Annotated in this window: 17 protein-coding genes; 7 read left to right on the top strand and 10 right to left on the bottom strand. The window is 69.3% G+C overall.

What is annotated here, in order from left to right; all coding sequences use genetic code 11:
- Nucleotides 1-90: 90 nt before the first annotated feature.
- From GGQ61_RS16490 to GGQ61_RS16480, 3 genes are all read left to right on the top strand, one after another.
- The gene (locus GGQ61_RS16490; RefSeq protein WP_183775229.1) at nucleotides 91-564 is read left to right on the top strand and encodes a MerR family transcriptional regulator; all 474 of its coding nucleotides are present in this window, start codon (nucleotides 91-93) and stop codon (nucleotides 562-564) included.
- Nucleotides 565-669: 105 nt separating this feature from the next.
- Nucleotides 670-2,457: an acyl-CoA dehydrogenase C-terminal domain-containing protein gene (locus GGQ61_RS16485; RefSeq protein ID WP_183775227.1), complete on the top strand. Its 1,788-nt coding sequence runs from the start codon at nucleotides 670-672 to the stop codon at nucleotides 2,455-2,457.
- The gene (locus GGQ61_RS16480) at nucleotides 2,457-2,909 is read left to right on the top strand and encodes an OsmC family protein (RefSeq protein WP_183775225.1); all 453 of its coding nucleotides are present in this window, start codon (nucleotides 2,457-2,459) and stop codon (nucleotides 2,907-2,909) included. Before GGQ61_RS16485 ends, GGQ61_RS16480 begins: the two co-directional genes overlap by 1 nt.
- Here the strand turns inward: GGQ61_RS16480 and GGQ61_RS16475 are convergent.
- The 4 genes from GGQ61_RS16475 to GGQ61_RS16460 form a co-directional block, all read right to left on the bottom strand.
- Complete coding sequence (locus tag GGQ61_RS16475; RefSeq protein ID WP_183775223.1) at nucleotides 2,906-3,316, bottom strand: DNA mismatch endonuclease Vsr; 411 nt, start codon at nucleotides 3,314-3,316, stop codon at nucleotides 2,906-2,908. The two genes, GGQ61_RS16480 and GGQ61_RS16475, sit on opposite strands and share 4 nt — an antisense overlap.
- A complete protein-coding gene (locus tag GGQ61_RS16470; RefSeq protein ID WP_343056179.1) occupies nucleotides 3,313-4,497 on the bottom strand; it encodes an FAD-dependent oxidoreductase in 1,185 nt (394 codons plus the stop codon). Before GGQ61_RS16470 ends, GGQ61_RS16475 begins: the two co-directional genes overlap by 4 nt.
- 10 nt (nucleotides 4,498-4,507) lie before the next feature.
- Nucleotides 4,508-5,488 (bottom strand): cysteine synthase A, encoded by a 981-nt coding sequence (cysK, locus tag GGQ61_RS16465; protein ID WP_183775219.1) that lies wholly within the window; start codon nucleotides 5,486-5,488, stop codon nucleotides 4,508-4,510.
- A gap of 89 nt (nucleotides 5,489-5,577) precedes the next feature.
- Nucleotides 5,578-6,705 carry a DNA cytosine methyltransferase gene (locus GGQ61_RS16460; RefSeq protein ID WP_183775217.1) on the bottom strand — a complete coding sequence of 376 codons (1,128 nt, stop codon included), beginning with the start codon at nucleotides 6,703-6,705 and terminating at the stop codon, nucleotides 5,578-5,580.
- A gap of 46 nt (nucleotides 6,706-6,751) precedes the next feature.
- Between GGQ61_RS16460 and GGQ61_RS16455 the strand changes: the two genes are divergently transcribed.
- Nucleotides 6,752-7,219 carry a COG3650 family protein gene (locus GGQ61_RS16455; RefSeq protein ID WP_183775215.1) on the top strand — a complete coding sequence of 156 codons (468 nt, stop codon included), beginning with the start codon at nucleotides 6,752-6,754 and terminating at the stop codon, nucleotides 7,217-7,219.
- Nucleotides 7,220-7,264: 45 nt separating this feature from the next.
- On the opposite strand, the gene GGQ61_RS16450 is transcribed toward GGQ61_RS16455, so the two are convergent.
- From GGQ61_RS16450 to GGQ61_RS16440, 3 genes are all read right to left on the bottom strand, one after another.
- A complete protein-coding gene (locus GGQ61_RS16450) occupies nucleotides 7,265-9,388 on the bottom strand; it encodes a M3 family metallopeptidase (protein ID WP_183775207.1) in 2,124 nt (707 codons plus the stop codon).
- An 85-nt stretch (nucleotides 9,389-9,473) separates the two neighbouring features.
- Nucleotides 9,474-10,133: a TetR/AcrR family transcriptional regulator gene (locus GGQ61_RS16445; protein ID WP_183775206.1), complete on the bottom strand. Its 660-nt coding sequence runs from the start codon at nucleotides 10,131-10,133 to the stop codon at nucleotides 9,474-9,476.
- A 14-nt stretch (nucleotides 10,134-10,147) separates the two neighbouring features.
- Nucleotides 10,148-10,405 (bottom strand): hypothetical protein, encoded by a 258-nt coding sequence (locus tag GGQ61_RS16440; protein ID WP_183775204.1) that lies wholly within the window; start codon nucleotides 10,403-10,405, stop codon nucleotides 10,148-10,150.
- 218 nt (nucleotides 10,406-10,623) lie between these two features.
- On the opposite strand from GGQ61_RS16440, the gene GGQ61_RS16435 reads away from it, so the two are divergent.
- Together GGQ61_RS16435 and GGQ61_RS16430 are read left to right on the top strand one after the other, a co-directional pair.
- Entirely contained in the window at nucleotides 10,624-11,475 is an 852-nt protein-coding gene (locus GGQ61_RS16435) for a glutamate racemase (protein WP_183775202.1), read from the top strand.
- Nucleotides 11,476-11,489: 14 nt separating this feature from the next.
- Entirely contained in the window at nucleotides 11,490-12,014 is a 525-nt protein-coding gene (locus GGQ61_RS16430) for an ATPase (RefSeq protein ID WP_183775200.1), read from the top strand.
- On the opposite strand, the gene GGQ61_RS16425 is transcribed toward GGQ61_RS16430, so the two are convergent.
- Nucleotides 12,011-12,703: a pyridoxamine 5'-phosphate oxidase family protein gene (locus tag GGQ61_RS16425; RefSeq protein WP_183775198.1), complete on the bottom strand. Its 693-nt coding sequence runs from the start codon at nucleotides 12,701-12,703 to the stop codon at nucleotides 12,011-12,013. The two genes, GGQ61_RS16430 and GGQ61_RS16425, sit on opposite strands and share 4 nt — an antisense overlap.
- 99 nt (nucleotides 12,704-12,802) lie before the next feature.
- Here GGQ61_RS16425 and pdxR point away from each other — a divergent pair, with 99 nt between their 5' ends.
- A complete protein-coding gene (pdxR, locus tag GGQ61_RS16420) occupies nucleotides 12,803-14,254 on the top strand; it encodes a MocR-like pyridoxine biosynthesis transcription factor PdxR (RefSeq protein ID WP_183775196.1) in 1,452 nt (483 codons plus the stop codon).
- Here the strand turns inward: pdxR and GGQ61_RS16415 are convergent.
- Nucleotides 14,251-14,835: an NUDIX domain-containing protein gene (locus GGQ61_RS16415; RefSeq protein ID WP_183775194.1), complete on the bottom strand. Its 585-nt coding sequence runs from the start codon at nucleotides 14,833-14,835 to the stop codon at nucleotides 14,251-14,253. The two genes, pdxR and GGQ61_RS16415, sit on opposite strands and share 4 nt — an antisense overlap.
- A gap of 98 nt (nucleotides 14,836-14,933) precedes the next feature.
- Nucleotides 14,934-15,470, bottom strand: a complete 537-nt coding sequence (ahpD, locus tag GGQ61_RS16410; RefSeq protein ID WP_183775192.1) for an alkylhydroperoxidase, AhpD family — start codon at nucleotides 15,468-15,470, stop codon at nucleotides 14,934-14,936.
- Nucleotides 15,471-15,502: the final 32 nt, after the last annotated feature.

The raw sequence follows: 15,502 nt of genomic DNA, 5'->3' as shown, positions 1-15,502 counted from the left end.
CGAGGGTGATCGTTGATCACCTTGACGTAAACGGAAGCACCGTCTTACGGTGTCAATCAATAGAAACGATGCGTCCAGGGAGGGCGCCGCATGGCCAGTGATCTTCGTCGGCCCAATCGCACCTTCACGATCCGCCAGCTGTGCCTGGAGTTCAAATGCACCCCGCGCGCCCTGCGGTTCTACGAGGACAAGGGCCTGATCTCACCGGCGCGGGACGGCATGAACCGGGTCTATTCCTACAAGGACCGCGCCCGGCTGCAGCTGATCCTGCGCGGAAAGCGCGTAGGCCTGGCGCTCTCCGAGATCGGCGAGATTCTCGACCTCTACGAACTGAACGACGGCGGGGCGGCGCAGAACGCCAAGTCGCTGGTCAAGTTCCGCGAGCGCATCGTCGAGCTGGAGGCCCAGCGCAACGACATCGAGCAGGCGATCGAGGAGCTCCGCAAAGGGTGCGATGCGCTCGAGCAGCACCTCAAGGAAACGCGGCCCGACCTGCTGCCGCGCGCCGCCGACTACGACCAGGTGCTGCGCGAGCGCCTGGGCGACCTGGAACACGCCAAGTAATCGCCGATCACGGTTCGCCGTGATCGTGCAACCACGATAAACCTAGAGGGCTTTCGACGCGGTCGGGAGCCCTTTCGCCGTCACCGGCCCGTCATTGGAGCGGACATGCCCTATCAGCCCCCCGTACGCGACCACCTGTTCCTGCTGCGCGACGTGCTGGAGATCGAGAAGTACGCGAACCTGCCGGGATTCGCCGACGCCTCCATGGACGTGATTTCGCAGATCGTCGAAGAGGCCGGCCGCTTCACCGGCGAGGTGCTGGCGCCGCTGAACAGCGTGGGCGACAAGGAAGGCTGCGTCTGGAGCCCGGACCACACGGTGAAGACCCCGGCCGGCTTCAAGGAAGCCTACGCCCAGCTGGTCGAGGGCGGCTGGCCGGCGCTGGGCGCCGAGCCGGCCTATGGCGGCCAGGGCCTGCCGCACGTGGTCAACCTGTCGTTCTCGGAGATGAGCTCGTCGGCCAACATGGCCTTCTCGATGTATCCGGGCCTGACCCATGGCGCCTATTCGGCGATCCTGAACGGCGGGTCGGACGCGCAGAAGGACCTCTATCTGCCGAAGCTGGCGAGCGGCCAATGGGGCGGGACCATGAACCTGACCGAGCCGCACTGCGGCACGGATCTGGGCCTGCTGCGCACCAAGGCGGTCCCGCAGGGCGACGGCTCCTACAAGATCACGGGCGGGAAGATCTGGATCTCCGGCGGCGAGCACGACATGGCCGAGAACATCGTCCACCTGGTGCTGGCCCGGATCGAGGGCGCGCCGGAGGGAACGCGCGGCATCAGCCTGTTCATCGTGCCGAAGTTCATCCCTGACGCCGACGGCAAGCCGGGCGCGCGCAACAGCGTCTATTGCGACGGCCTCGAAGAGAAGATGGGCATCCACGGCAACGCCACCTGCGTGATCCGTCACGAGGAGTCGGTGGGCTGGCTGGTCGGCGAGGAGAACAAGGGCCTCTCGCTGATGTTCGTGATGATGAACGAGGCGCGGATCGGGGTCGGGCTGCAGGGCGTGGCCCAGGCCGAGGCCGCCTATCAGGCCGCCGCGACCTTCGCCAAGGAGCGGCTTCAGGGCCGCTCGCTGACCGGCCCGAAGAACCCGGACGGGCCTGCCGACCCGATCATCGTCCACCCGGACGTGCGGCGGATGCTGATGGACTCGCGGGCGCTGATCGAGGGCGGCCGCGCCTTCCTGTTTTGGACCGCGCTGCAGGGCGACCTGGCTCACGCCAGCCCCGACGAGGCGGTGCGCCAGAAGGCCGGCGACTACATGGCGCTGATGACCCCGGTGGTGAAGGGCTTCCTGACCGACAAGGGGCTGCAGGTCTGTTCGAACGCGGTGCAGGTGCATGGCGGGTCGGGCTTCACCGAGCATTTCCCGGTCAGCCAGTACATGCGCGACGTGCGCATCGCCCTGATCTACGAGGGCACCAACGGCGTGCAGGCGCTTGACCTGGTCGGCCGCAAGCTGGCGGCGCAGGGCGGCCGGGCGGTGATGAGCTTCTTCGCCGACATCGACGCCTTCGTGGAGGCCAACGGCGGCGACAAGGACCTCAAGCCGTTCACCGAGGGCCTGGCCAAGGCCAAGGGCGAGCTGCAGGACGCCACAATGTGGCTGATGCAGAACGGGCTGATGAACCCCGACAACGCCGGCGCGGCCTCGACCGACTACATGCACCTCTTCGGGCTCACGGCGCTGGCCTATATGTGGGCGCAGATCGCCAAGACCGTGCAGGGCAAGATCGCGGCCGGCGAAACCGATCCGTTCTACGCCAACAAGCTGGTCGTCGGCCGCTACTACGTCGAGCGCATCCTGCCGGATACGGCCGCGCACCTGGCCAAGCTGAAGACCGGCGCCGAGCTGATGATGGCGCTGCCGGCGGAGGCGTTCTGATGGCCGCCTACACCGCCGACGTCGCGTGGAGCCTGCGCGACGGCGAGGACTTCGCGAAAGGACGCTACAGCCGCGGCCACGTGATCAGCTTCGACGGCGGGCTGATCGTGCCGGCCTCGGCCTCGCCGCACGTGGTCGGCAAGTGGGCCGTGCAGGAGGCCGTCGACCCCGAGGAAATGTTCGTCGCCGCGCTGTCCAACTGCCACATGCTGACCTTCCTGCATAAGGCGCGGCTGGCCGGCTTCGTGGTCACGTCCTATCGCGACCACGCCAGCGGGATCATGGAAGAAATCGCGCCGGGCAAGATGGCGGTGACCAAGGTCACGCTGTCGCCGCAGATCGAGTGGAACGGCCAGGCGCCCGACGCCGAGCAACTGGCTCACCTGCACCATGAGGCGCACGAAGAGTGCTTCATCGCCAATTCGGTGAAGACTGAGGTGACGGTGGCCTAGGACGCCAGCAGCGCGCGCAGGCGGTCGGTCAGGGCCGCGGCGTCCTTCAGATCGCATTCCCAGATGGTCTCGACGCGCCAGCCGGCGGCGGTCAGTTCCGCTGCGGCGCGCTGGTCGCGGGCGATGTTGCGGGTCACCTTCGCGGTCCAGTACTCGCGGTTGGCCTTGGGCACCCGCGAGCCGCGACGGCAGTCGTGGCCGTGCCAGAAGCAGCCATGAACGAAGATCGCCAGCCGGCGGCCGGGCATGACGATGTCCGGTGAGCCGGGCAGGTCCTTGCGGTTCAGGCGATAGCGGGCGCCGAGCGCGGTCAGGGCCTTGCGGACCTTGAGCTCGGGCGCAGTGTTCTTGCCCTTCACCCGGGCCATCACCGCCGATCGCTTCTCGGGGGTGAAGACGTCGCTCACGGCCGCAGCGCCTTGGGCGTGCGTCCCAGACGCAGGGTTCCGGTCAGCACCCGTGCGGCGACCTGGCGACCGCCGGGCGCCTTGGACATCGGCGTGAAGAACGCGTCGCGCACGAACGGACCCAGCCAGCCGCCGGACTGGAACATCGGCGTCAGCCAGCGCGACATGAACTGGTAGAGCCCGGTGTGGCGGCGGCGCGAGGCCTGGAATCCGCGGACTGACCGGGAGACGCTGTCGCCCAGCCGTTCGGCCAGCTCGACGGCGTCGATCAGGCCCATGTTCGCGCCTTGGCCGAGCTGAGGGCTGGTTCCGTGAGCGGCGTCGCCGATCAGCACGAAGGGCCCGTCCGACCAGCGGCCGACGCGCACGTCGCGATAGCTGGCGCGGGAGAATTGCGCGGGCGTCTGGAACTGCTCGATGATCGGCGCGGCCTGCGGCCACATAGCGATCGCCCGCTGGCGCCAGTCGCCCAGGTCGCCGCTGAGGAAGCCGTCCATCTGCGTCACCGGCAAGGACCAGAAGAAGCTGACCAGCTGACCGTCGCCGTCGTCCGGGCGGCGCCCGATCGGCAGCACGCCCATCATGGTCGAGGCGCGATCATAGCGCTGGGAAAGCGACCCGGCGAAGGCGCCGGTCTCGTCGCGGGCGTTGGCCCAGACCGCGCCCCACGGATAGACGGGGGCCTTGGCGTTCGGCCGCAGCTGCGCGCGCAGGCGCGAGGCCGCGCCATCGGCGACGACCACGAGGTCGAAGGGGCCGTGGCTCTGGCCGGCCGTGTCGATCAGGCGTGCGACGGGGTGGTGCTCGACGCTCGCCACATCGACGTCGGTGAGCAGCTGGACACCGGCGGCCTCAAGGCCGTCATGCAGAACGTCGAACAGGGTGGCGCGGTGCGCGCCGACGCCAAACGCGTCCGGGCGCCAGTCGGCGTAGCGCATGTCCATGATCAGGCGGCCGCGCAAGTCGCGGCCGTCCAGCCGATCGACCCGCGCGCCGCGCGCGATCACCTGTTCAGCAAGCCCGAGCTGGCGCAGGGCCGCCAGGCCCGAGGGCTGCAGCAGCAGTCCGGAGCCCAGCGGGCGCGGCTGCTGGAAGGCTTCCAGCAGCGTCACCGCATGACCCTTGCGCGCCAGGGCGCGCGCCGCCGCCATGCCGGCGACGCCGCATCCGACGACCGCGATCCTCAGGGGCTTAGAGCCCTTCGAACAGCGCGGTGGAGAGGTAACGCTCGGCGAAGCTGGGGATGATCGCCACGATCAGCTTGCCGGCGTACTCGTCGCGGGAAGCCAGGTCGAAGGCGGCGGTCAGGGCCGCGCCCGACGAGATGCCGACCGGCAGGCCCTCTTCCTTGGCCACGCGGCGGGCCATGGCGAAGCTGTCGTCGTTCGACACCTGGATGATCTCGTCGATCACGCCGCGGTCGAGAATCGAGGGCACGAAACCGGCGCCGATGCCCTGGATCTTGTGCGGGGCGGGCTGGCCGCCGGACAGCACGGGCGAGGCTTCCGGCTCGACCGCGACCATTTTCAGGCCCGGCTTGCGGGCCTTCAGGGCCTGGCCGATGCCGGTGATGGTGCCGCCGGTGCCGACGCCGGAGATCACCGCGTCGACCTTGCCGTCGGTGTCGTTCCAGATTTCCTCGGCGGTCGAGACCCGGTGGATCAGCGGGTTGGCCTCGTTGTCGAACTGCTGGGGCATGACTGCGCCGGGCGTGGCCTCGACGATTTCCTTGGCGCGGGCGACGGCGCCGGCCATGCCGCGCTCGGCCGGGGTCAGTTCGAGCTTGGCGCCGAGGATCAGCAGCATTTTGCGACGCTCGATCGACATGCTTTCCGGCATGACCAGGGTGATTGGATAGCCCTTGGAGGCGGCGACGAAGGCCAGTGCGATGCCGGTGTTGCCGCTGGTCGGTTCGACGATCGAGCCGCCCGGCTTCAGCTTGCCGGTGACTTCAAGCCACTCGATCATCGCCACGCCGATCCGATCCTTGACCGAGGCCAGCGGGTTGAAGAACTCGAGCTTGGCGACGACTTCGCCCTTTGGCTTCAGCGCCTTGGTCAGGTTCGGCAGGCGGACCAGCGGCGTGTCGCCGATCAGGTCGATGACGGAGTCGAAGATCTTGCCGCGGCCGGAACGCTTGTAGCGGGCTGCGTCATAGGTGGAGTCGGCCATGGCTCTCTCGTCGGTTTAGCTGTGCCGCCAACCTAAGCGCCCAGGGGAGATTTGGAAGCGCACTTCTTCTGTTTCGCCGGCCAGTCTGGCTATTCGGCGGCGACGGCCGTCCGACGGTCGAGCAAAGGCTCGAGGATCTGCTCGGCCAGCCAGCGCACGACCGGGACCACGACCCCGTCGCCGACCACGTGCAGCGCGCCGGTGGCGGCGCGCGGCAGAGCGTAGCTGTCGGGCAGGCCCATCAGCCTGGCCCCTTCGCGCGGCGAGACCAGCCGGCTGCGCACCTCGCCGTGCTCGACGACGACCAGGGTCTGGCGAGAGGAGCCGCCGCGCGGGGTGCGAAGGCAGCCGGCCAGGCCGTCGAAGCGGACCTCGGCGCGTTGCACGCGCTGGCCGTCCTCGACGCGCATCCTCCGGAAGACGGCGCCGACCTGGCGGGTTCCGGACGCGCGGGCGGCCTCGATCTTGGCCAGGTGCGGCGGGGCCATCAGCGCCAGCAGGCGCTCGGTCTTGTCTTGTCCGTGCCAGGCTACGGCGGCGTCAGGCTCCAGCAGGGCGGCGAGGTCGGTGTTGCGGGCGGCGGGCGCGGCGCCGCGCCACCAGATCCAGCGGCGGGTCAGATCTTCGGGCAGCCGGGCGTGGGCCTCGCGCACCGCGCGGGTGTGGAAGGGGCTGTCGCCGGAAAGGCTGGGCGCCGGCGGCTCGCGCGTGGCGATCACGAAGACCCGCGGCCGCGACTGCGGCGTGAAGCGGGCCGCGTCGATCTCCAGCGCGCCGAAGGCGTAGCCCTGGTCGGCCAGCGCCTGGCAGAGGGCGGTGAAGTCGGCGCCGCCGTGCGAGGAGAGCAGACCGGTCACGTTCTCGATGACTATGGCGCGGGGCGCGGCGTCGCCCAGCGCCTGGACCAGCCGCCAGAACCCGAAGAAGGCCGACGAGCGTCCGCCCGCCAGCCCGGCGCGAGCCCCGGCGAGGCTGAAGTCCTGGCAGGGCGAGGAGGCCCAGGCGAGATCGGCGTGGGGCGGCAGGGCCGCGGGATCGATCGCCCATACGTCGCCCTGGTGGAAGTGCGCGTCGGCGTCAGCGAAGTTGGCCCGATAGGTGGCCGCTTTCAACGGGTCGAAATCGTTGGCGAACGCGCAGGCCCACGCTGGTCCCAGGCCCAGACGGGCCATGCCGCCGCCGGCGAAAAATTCGTAGAAGGAAAGCACCCGACTCATTGCGCGTTGAGTCTACCCTGGCCGCCGCCATGCGAAAGGACGCCGTATGCGACACGCTCTCCTGATCACCGCCGCCGCGCTTCTGCTCGCCGCCTGCCAGCCGCAGGCGCCGGACGGTTCGGTCGCCCAGCCGCCGGCCGATGCGCCCGCGCCCGCGCCCGCCCCGGCTCCTGCTCCGGCCGGATCGCTGCCGGCCGCCTTCCAGGGCGACCTTGACGCGCACGGGACCGAGCCGTTCTGGGGCGTGAAGATCCGTGAGGGCCAGATCGAGTTCTCGACCCCCGATTCCAACATCGCCTTCCCGAACAAGGGCGCGTCGGTGGCGGACGGTGCGGTGGTCTGGGAGAACGCCGACGGGCCGCGGCCGATCAAGGTCACGCTGCGCGAAGAGGCCGGCTGTTCGGACGGAATGTCGGACCTGAAGTATCCGCTGGCGGCCGAGGTCGCACTGGGCGGCACGACTTACAAGGGCTGCGCCGTGAAGACCGCGGAAAAGCCGCGGGAAGGTCAGTAGAAGGGATGCCGCAGCCCGGGCGAGCCGGGCTGCGGCCTGCCGCCGTCAGGCGGTCGGGAAGCCCTTGTCGCGCAGGTAGGCCTTAACGTCGACGTCGCGGCCCATCAGGGTGTGGTAGGCGATCGCTGGATCGATCGAGTTGCCGACGCTCATGACGTTGTCGTGCAGCTTCTTGGCCATGGCCTTGTCGTACATGCCGCCCGGCGAGCTCTTGAACGCGTCGACGACGTCGAGGGCCAGGGTCTCTGACCACAGATAGCTGTAATAGCCGGCCGAGTAGCCGTCCGAAGCGAAGACGTGCCCGAACTGCGGGGTGCGGTGGCGCATGACCACTTCGTGCGGCATGCCGAGCTTGGCCAGCTGCTCGCGCTCGAAGGCGTCGGGGTCGATGTCGGCGCCGCCGGCCAGGTGCAGTTTCATGTCGATCAGCGCTGAGGACAGGTACTCGGTGACGTCGAAGCCCTGGCGGAAGGTCTTGGCCTTTTCCAGCTTGTCGACCAGCGCCTGCGGAATCGGCGCGCCGGTCTTGTGGTGCAGGGCGAACTTGCTCAGCACCTGCTTGGTCGGCAGCCAGTGCTCGTTGATCTGGCTGGGGAACTCGACGTAGTCGCGCGGCACGGCGGTGCCGGCCAGGGTGGGGTAGTTCACGTCGGAGTTCAGGCCGTGGATGGCGTGGCCGAACTCGTGGAACATGGTCTCTGCGTCGTCCCAGGAGATCAGGACAGGCTCGCCGGGCGCGCCTTTCACGAAGTTGGAGTTGTTCGAGACGATCGTGGTGATCGGCTTGTCGAACTTCTCCTGGCGGCGGTAGGCGTTCATCCAGGCGCCCGAGCGCTTGCCGGTCCGAGCGTAGGGGTCGAAGTACCAGAGGCCGACGTGCTGGCCGCCCTTCTTCACGTCCCAGACGCGGATGTCCGGGTGGGCGACGGGGACGTCGGCGACCTGCACGAACTCGAAGCCGTAGACTTCGCCGGCGGCCCAGAACATGCCCTCGCGCAGCTTCTCCAGCTGCATGTACGGCTTGAGCTCGTTCATATCGAGGTCGTAGCGCGCGGCGCGGACCTTCTCGGCGTAGAAGCGATAGTCCCAGGGTTCGATCTTGATCCCGGCCCGTTCCTTGTCGGCGATCGCCTGCATCTCGGCGACCTCTTCCTTCACCCGGGCGATGGCCGAGGGCCACACGCGGGTCATCAGCTCCATGGCCGCTTCGGGGGTCTTGGCCATGGTGTTTTCCAGCCGCCAGTGGGCGTGGGACGCGTAGCCGAGCAGCTGGGCGCGCTCGAAGCGCAGCTTCAGGATCTTCTTGATGTTGGCGTTGTTGTCCTTGGCGTCGCCGTTGTCGCCGCGGCTGTAATAGGTGCGCCAGACCTTCTCGCGCAGGTCGCGGCGGTTCGAATAGGTCAGGAACGGATCCATCGAGGATCGTGTGTTGAGGATCGCCCACTCGCCCTTCTTGCCGCGCTCCTCGGCGGCCGCAGCGGCGGCGGCGCGGACGTCGTCGGGCAGGCCGGCCAGCTCGCTCTCGGTGCGCAGGTAGAGGACGTAGTCGGTCTCGTCGGCCAGCAGGTTCTGGCTGAAGCTGGTGAAGAGGGCGGCCAGTTCCTGGTTGATCTGGGCCACGCGCTTCTTGTCGGCGGCCGAAAGCTTGGCGCCGGCGCGCACGAAGCGGTTCCAGTAGACCCAGGTCAGGCGCTGCTGCTCGGGGGTCAGTTTCGCGCGATCATTGTAGACCGCCTCGATCCGCGCGAAGAGCTTCTCGTTCTGCAGGGTCTCGTCGCTGTGCGCGGCGAGCTTGGGGTTCAACACCTTTTCCTGGGCGCGCAGCTCCGGCGTCGACAGGGTCGAGGACCAGACGCCGCCGAACATGCCGACCCGGTTGATCAGGTCGCCGGACCGCTCGAGCGCGGCGATGGTGTTGTCGAAGTCCGCCGGCGCGGGGTTGGCGGCGATGGCGTTGATCTCGCCGCGCTCGGTCTTCATCGCCAGGTCGTAGGCGGCCGGGAAGTCGGCGACGGCGACCTTGTCGAAGGCGGGAACCCCGCCGAACGGGCCCGTCCATGCGGCCGTCAGGGCGCTGGTCGCGGCGGCGCCTTGCGCGAAGGCGGCGGCGGGCAGGGCCGAGGCGGCGGCGAGCGCGCCGGAGGCGGCAAGGAACGTACGCCGTTTCATGAGGACTCCAGGATGAATTGGTGGGAAGGCGGCGACCTTAAGGTCAAGCCGAACCGACGTCACATGACACGGTCGTAATGTGACGTCAGGCCGCGTCGAGGACGGCCTGGATCTCCAGGGCGACGGACGCGCCTTCGCGGCTGACGGCCAGCGCCGACTCGTAGGGCCGGCCGCAGGCGTTGAGCACCAGGGCGACCACCTGGATCGCGTGCTCCGGGCTGGACAGGCCCATCAGGATGTCTCGCTGGACCATGCGGCTGGCGCCGAACACCAGGGTGCGGACGGCGGCCGGGTCCATGTCGCGAAACTCGCCGCGCGACACGCCCTCATAGAACATCAGGTCGAGATTGGCCTCGAGCACCGGGGTGCGTTCGAGCCGCGATCCGTCGAGGCGGGCGGTCATCCAGCCCCAGGCCGGGTCGCGGCTGACCGAGAGGATGTAGCTGTGCAGCCGGGTGGCCAGGCGCAGCGACACCGACATGCTGGCCGGCAGCCGGGCGTCGAGCACCGCGGTCATCGCCGCGATGATCTTGCGGCTCACCGCCCGCAGCAGGTCCTCGGCGGTCGGGAAGTAGTTGTAGAAGGTGCCGCGGGAGACGTCGGCTGCGGCGACGAAGTCCTCGATCGAGCAGGCGTCGGGGCCCTTCTCGCCGATAACCGCGATGGCGGCCTCGAGCAGGCGCTCGCGCGTTTGCGCCTTGCGCTGCTCGGCCGCCGCGGCCCGGGCCTCAAGATTGACCCGCATGGGACGCCGGGGAGTCAGGCGGCCTCGGGCAGGTACTGGCGCACCGCGTTGGCGGCGGCGAGCGACAGGGGATCGCTCTGGCGTTCGAGCACGTCGATCTCGTGTTCCAGGGCGGCGGTGATTTCGCGATGCGCGAGCGGCGAGAGCTCGAGCAGGGCGCGGGTGGTCGCACGCGACAGCGCAAGCGCGGTGGCGAGGTCGACCTCAACCCCGATCTGCCAGGTCGGCGACGGGGTGTCGGGAGAGGTGGGGGCGCGGGCGGGGAGGGCCATGGCTGCTAGGTTTTCGGGTCCAGGTTGGCAGGCGACGCTGGGGAAAAAGGAATACGCGCGGCCGGCCTGCGTCTCGGGCCGTCCGCTGGGTTTACACACCACACTGCAACGCTTGATTTGACAGATATGTCAGCCTGACACGGTTGTCAATTTGAAATGTCGCAGTTCGGCGAACGGCCGCATGGACGGCCGCCGCGGGCCCGGTTACATCCAGGGACATGGCCATTGGCGTCTTCGATTCCGGCGTGGGCGGGCTCTCCGTGCACCGCGCGCTCGTGCAGCGGCTGCCGCGGGCCGACTTCATTTATCTGGGCGATCAGGCCAACGCGCCGTACGGCGGGCGGACCGGCGAGGAGATCGTCGAGCTGACCCGGGCCGGCTGCGAGCATCTGTTCGACCTCGGCTGCGATCTCGTTGTGCTGGCCTGCAACACCGCCTCGGCCATCGCCCTGCGGCGGCTGCAGCAGACCTGGCTGCCGGGCTATCGCAAGGCGCTGGGACGACCCGTCAACATCCTCGGCATCATCGTCCCGACCATCGAGGCGGCGACCGGCATGCCCTGGGAGCACGAGGCCGAGCTACGCGGCGACAAGATCGAGAAGCTCGACATCCTGGCCGTGTTCTGCACACCGGCCACGGCGCGTTCGCGAGTCTACGAGATCGAGATCGACAAGCGCCGCCAGGACGTGGCGGTGTTCGCCGAGCCCTGCCCCGAGCTGGCGCGGATGATCGAGAACGGCGCCGGCGCCGTCGAGCTGGCCCAGGCCGTCGAGGCGCACGTGGCGGCGGTGGCCACCCGCGTCGGCCGTGCTCCGGACCGGGCGATCCTGGGCTGCACCCACTACGAGATCATCGCCGACATTTTCCGCGCGGCGCTGAAGCCCGGCACGCCGCTGATCCACCAGCCGCAGGCGACCGCCGACGCGCTGGAGGCGTACCTCGCCAAGCATCCGGAGTACCGCACCGGCGATGGGGCCGGGCGGCGGTTCGTCACCACGGGCGAGCCGGGCGCGCAGAACTTGCTGGTTGAGACCTTCTGGGGAGGGCCGCTAAGCTTCGAGAAGGCTTAGGGAGGCCCAAGATCATGAAAGTGCTGGGTATTATCGCCGCGCTGCTGCTGGCGACCGGCTCGGCGCACGCCGAAGTCGCCGACAGCGGCCCGGCCGGATTTCAGGTGCGCCACGTCGTGGAGATCGCCGCGCCGGCGGCCAAGGTCCGCACCGCGGCGCTGGACATCGGCAAGTGGTGGAACAGCAGCCACACCTATTCGGGCGATGCGAAAAACCTGTCGATTGATGCGTCCGGGTGCTTTTGCGAGAAGCTTCCAGACGGCTTTGTGCGCCACATGACCCTGGTCTATTCCGCGCCGGACGCCCTGCGGCTGGCCGGGGCGTTGGGGCCGTTGGCGACGACCGGGGCGAGCGGGCACCTGGGCCTGGCGTTCGGCAAGACCAGCGATTCGAAAAAGACGCAACTGACCCTGACCTATGACGTCGGCGGCTACGCCAGGGGCGGCCTGGCCCAGACTTGGGCCGCGCCCGTCGACGGCGTGCTCGGCGAGCAGGTCGCGCGGCTCAAGACCTACGTCGAGACGGGCAAGCCGAATTAACTCCGCGCCGCCTTGGTCAGCACCGCGTCGAGGCGCGCGCCCGGTTCGTAGAGGTCAAGGCTCGGCGACGGCGCCGCGCCGGCGCTCTGATGGGCGTCGGCCATCGGCGCGCCAAGCCGGGTCTCGACCGGGATCACCCCGCTCCAGGCGCTCCAGCCGTCGTCGGCCGCCATGCGATTGACGCCGCCGTCGCGCCGCTTGGCGCTGGCCTCCTCGATGGTCATCTCGACCAGGCCGATCTGCAGGATCTCGTTGTCGGTCGAGGGGCGCAGTTCGGCCGAGCGCTCGGGATAGAGCCGGTCGATGAACGCCTCCATCGCTGCGCGGCGGGCGGCCAGTCCCTCGATCAGCCGCGCGCGGCCGAAGGCCATCACCGAGCGGTAGTTCATCGAGTGCGCGATTCCCGAACGCGCCAGCACCAGGCCGTCGATCTGGCTGACCGTGACGCAGACCGGCAGGCCGCAGCCTTGCGCCTTCAGCATCCGGCTGGCGGCCGAGCCGTGCCAGTAGAGCTTGCGCCCCTCGCGCCAGTAGGTGGTCGGGGTGACGAACGGCTGGCCGTTGATCACGTAGCCGACATGGCAGAGTAGTCCAGCGTCGAGAATGGCGAACACCGCCTCTTCGTCATAGGCGGCGCGGTCGGGCTTGCGCCGGGCCCGCGAGCGCGGGGTCGGGGTGAAGCTGCTCATCCCAGTGGCTCCTTTCGCGGAAAGACTAGCTGCATGCGGACTGTTGTGAAGATCCAGTATCGGCTATCTGTCCAGACCACATTGCGGCGGGGAGGCTGAATGAGCTGGGCCGACATCTATCCGTGGCGCGGCCCGCAGGCCGGCGAGCCGGTGATCCGGCAGATCTACGACCAGGTGCGTGGAGCCATCGTGCAGAGCGCGCTGAAGCCCGGCGAACGGCTGCCCTCCAGCCGCGACTTCGCCCGCCGCCTGGGCGTGGCGCGGGCCTCGGTTGTGGCCGCCTACGATCTGCTGCTGGCCGAGGGCTATGCGGTCGGCCGGCCGGGCTCGGGCACCTATGTCTCCGGCGACCTTTCCGGCGTCGCCGAACTGAAGCCGACGCCGCCCGAGGCGTACGAGCCGGCGGTGGTGCCCCCGCGCGTCCGCGAGCTGGACGAGGCGGCGCTGCCGACGCCTCAGCCCGAGCAGCGGCTGTTCACGACCGGGCGCACCCTGCTGGATGCGCGCGCGCAGGACGCCTGGTCGCGATCGACGCGGCGGGCGCTCCGCCATCTCGATCCGGTCCACTTCGGCTATTCCGACCCCCGCGGCGACCACGCGCTGCGGGCGGCGATCAGCGACTATCTGCGGGCCGCGCGCGGGGTGATCTGCGAGCCCGACCAGGTGATCGTCACGGCCGGCGCCCAGCACGCCGTCGACATCGCCGCCCGGGTGCTGCTGAAGGACGGCGACCGGGTGTGGATGGAGGATCCCGGCTATCCGGCCACCCGCCACGCCCTGGCGGCGATGGGGGCCGACATCTTTCATGCGCCGGTGGACCGGCACGGGATCGTGGTCGCAGCCGGGGTCGAGGCGGCGCCCGAGGCGCGCGTGGCCTTCGTCACCCCTTCGCACCAGTATCCGCTCGGCATGACGCTCTCGATGGGTCGGCGGATGGAGCTGCTGGCCTGGGCGCGGGCCGCCGGCGCCTGGATCGTCGAGGACGACTACGCCTCGGAGTTCCGCTACACCGGCCCGCCGCTGGAGTCGCTGCAGGGCCTCGATGGCGGCGAGCGGGTGATCTATGTCGGCACCCTCAACAAGGCGCTCTTTCCGGGCCTGCGCATGGGCTACATGGTGGCTCCCAAGCCGTTGGCCACGGCCCTAGCCAACGCCCGCCAACTGATGGACCGCCAGCCGCCGACCCTGACCCAGGCGATCGTGCTGGACTTCTTCCGCGAGGGTCATTTCGCCGCCCACATCCGCCGGCGACGGCTGGCCTACAAGGCCCAGCGCGACGCCCTGGCCGGCGCGCTGGAGGCCCAGCTCGGCCATCTTCTGGAGGTCGACGTCCCCGACCAGGGCATGACCCTGATCGCCTATCTGAAGGGGAGCGGCCCGGATCTCGAGGTCGAGGCGGCCGCCGCCGCCGGCGGGGTCAGCGTGCGGGCGATCAGCCGGCTCTATCGCCAGGCGCAGCCGCGCCAGGGTCTGATGCTGGGCTTCTCGGGCTTCCCGGAGCGGATGATGGCGGGCGGCGTGGCGCGGCTGGCGCGGGCCCTGGAGGCCTAGGCCCGAAAGACGTTCAGCGCCGCGTACTGCAGCAGGATGATGGTCTTGGCGTCGGCGATCTCGCCGCGTTCGATCATCGCCATGGCCTCGTCGAACGGCAGTTCGAGGACGCCGATCTCCTCGCCCTCGCTCTCCAGCCCCCCGCCGTCGCCGACCCGCATGGCGGCGTCGTACTCGGCGACGAAGAAGTGCAGCTTCTCGGTCACCGAGCCGGGGCTCATGAAGCACTCGAAGATCTTGCGGATGGCGCCCAGCCGGTAACCGGTCTCCTCCTCCACCTCGGCGCGAATGCGCTCCTCGGGCGTGGCGTCGTCGAGCAAGCCGGCGGGGGCCTCGACCAAGAGGTCGTCATGGCCGTTCACATAGGCCGGGTAGCGGAACTGACGGGTCAGGACCACGGTGCGCGCGGCGAGATTGTAGGGCAGCAGCGCCGCGCCGTTGCCGCGGTCGTAGGTCTCGCGGCTCTGGGTCTGCCAGGTCCCGTCGGCCCGCCGCCAGTCGAAGGTCGTGGCCTTCAGCACATACCAGTTATCGGACAGCAGGCGCACGTCGCGCACCCGGATACGGTCTGACACGGACATGGCGCGGGCCTCCTGGACGAAGGCGGCATTCGGAAACGATTCCGCCCGCCTGGCTATGGGCCGGGCGGGCGGAAAGGACGTCCGTCGAAGCGGGCGCGTCAGGCGGCCGAGGCGGTCTCGGCGGCGACCACGCGGCTGACCGCATTGACCACCGCGCCAATGCGCAGGGCGGCCTGGATCGAGGTGTTCGGCATGCCGTGCTTCTTCAGCTCGGACTCGTGCGCGTCCAGGCACATGCCGCAGCCGTTGATAGCCGAAACGGCGGTGGACCACAGCTCGAAGTCAACCTTGTCGACGCCGGGATTGGCCAGGATGTTCATCCGCAGCTTGGCCGGCAGGGTCTTGTACTCGGGGTTCGAGAGCAGGTGCAGCGAGCGGTAGTAGACATTGTTCATGCCCATGATCGCGGCGGCGGCCTTGGCGGCGGTCGCCGCTTCGGCCGAGAGACCGGCCGCCGCGGCGGCGGCGTCGACCGCCCTGATCACCGCCGGCGTGCCCACCGCGTGGGCCGACGCGACGAAAGCGCCCCACTTCTGCTGATCGGTGAGCAGGGTCTCGTTGGCCAGGCTCGACAGGTTGAGGCTGAGGTCCTTGGCGTAGGCGGGCAACGTCTCGCGCAGGGCGTCGAGCGACATGGCGTTCTCCAAACTTTAGGCGTGCAAAGGCG

This window comes from Phenylobacterium haematophilum, from assembly GCF_014196295.1.
Classification (GTDB): Bacteria; Pseudomonadota; Alphaproteobacteria; order Caulobacterales; family Caulobacteraceae; genus Phenylobacterium; species Phenylobacterium haematophilum.
The sequence above is the reverse complement of the archived record's forward strand: the minus strand, read 5'-3'. Positions and strand labels throughout refer to the sequence as shown.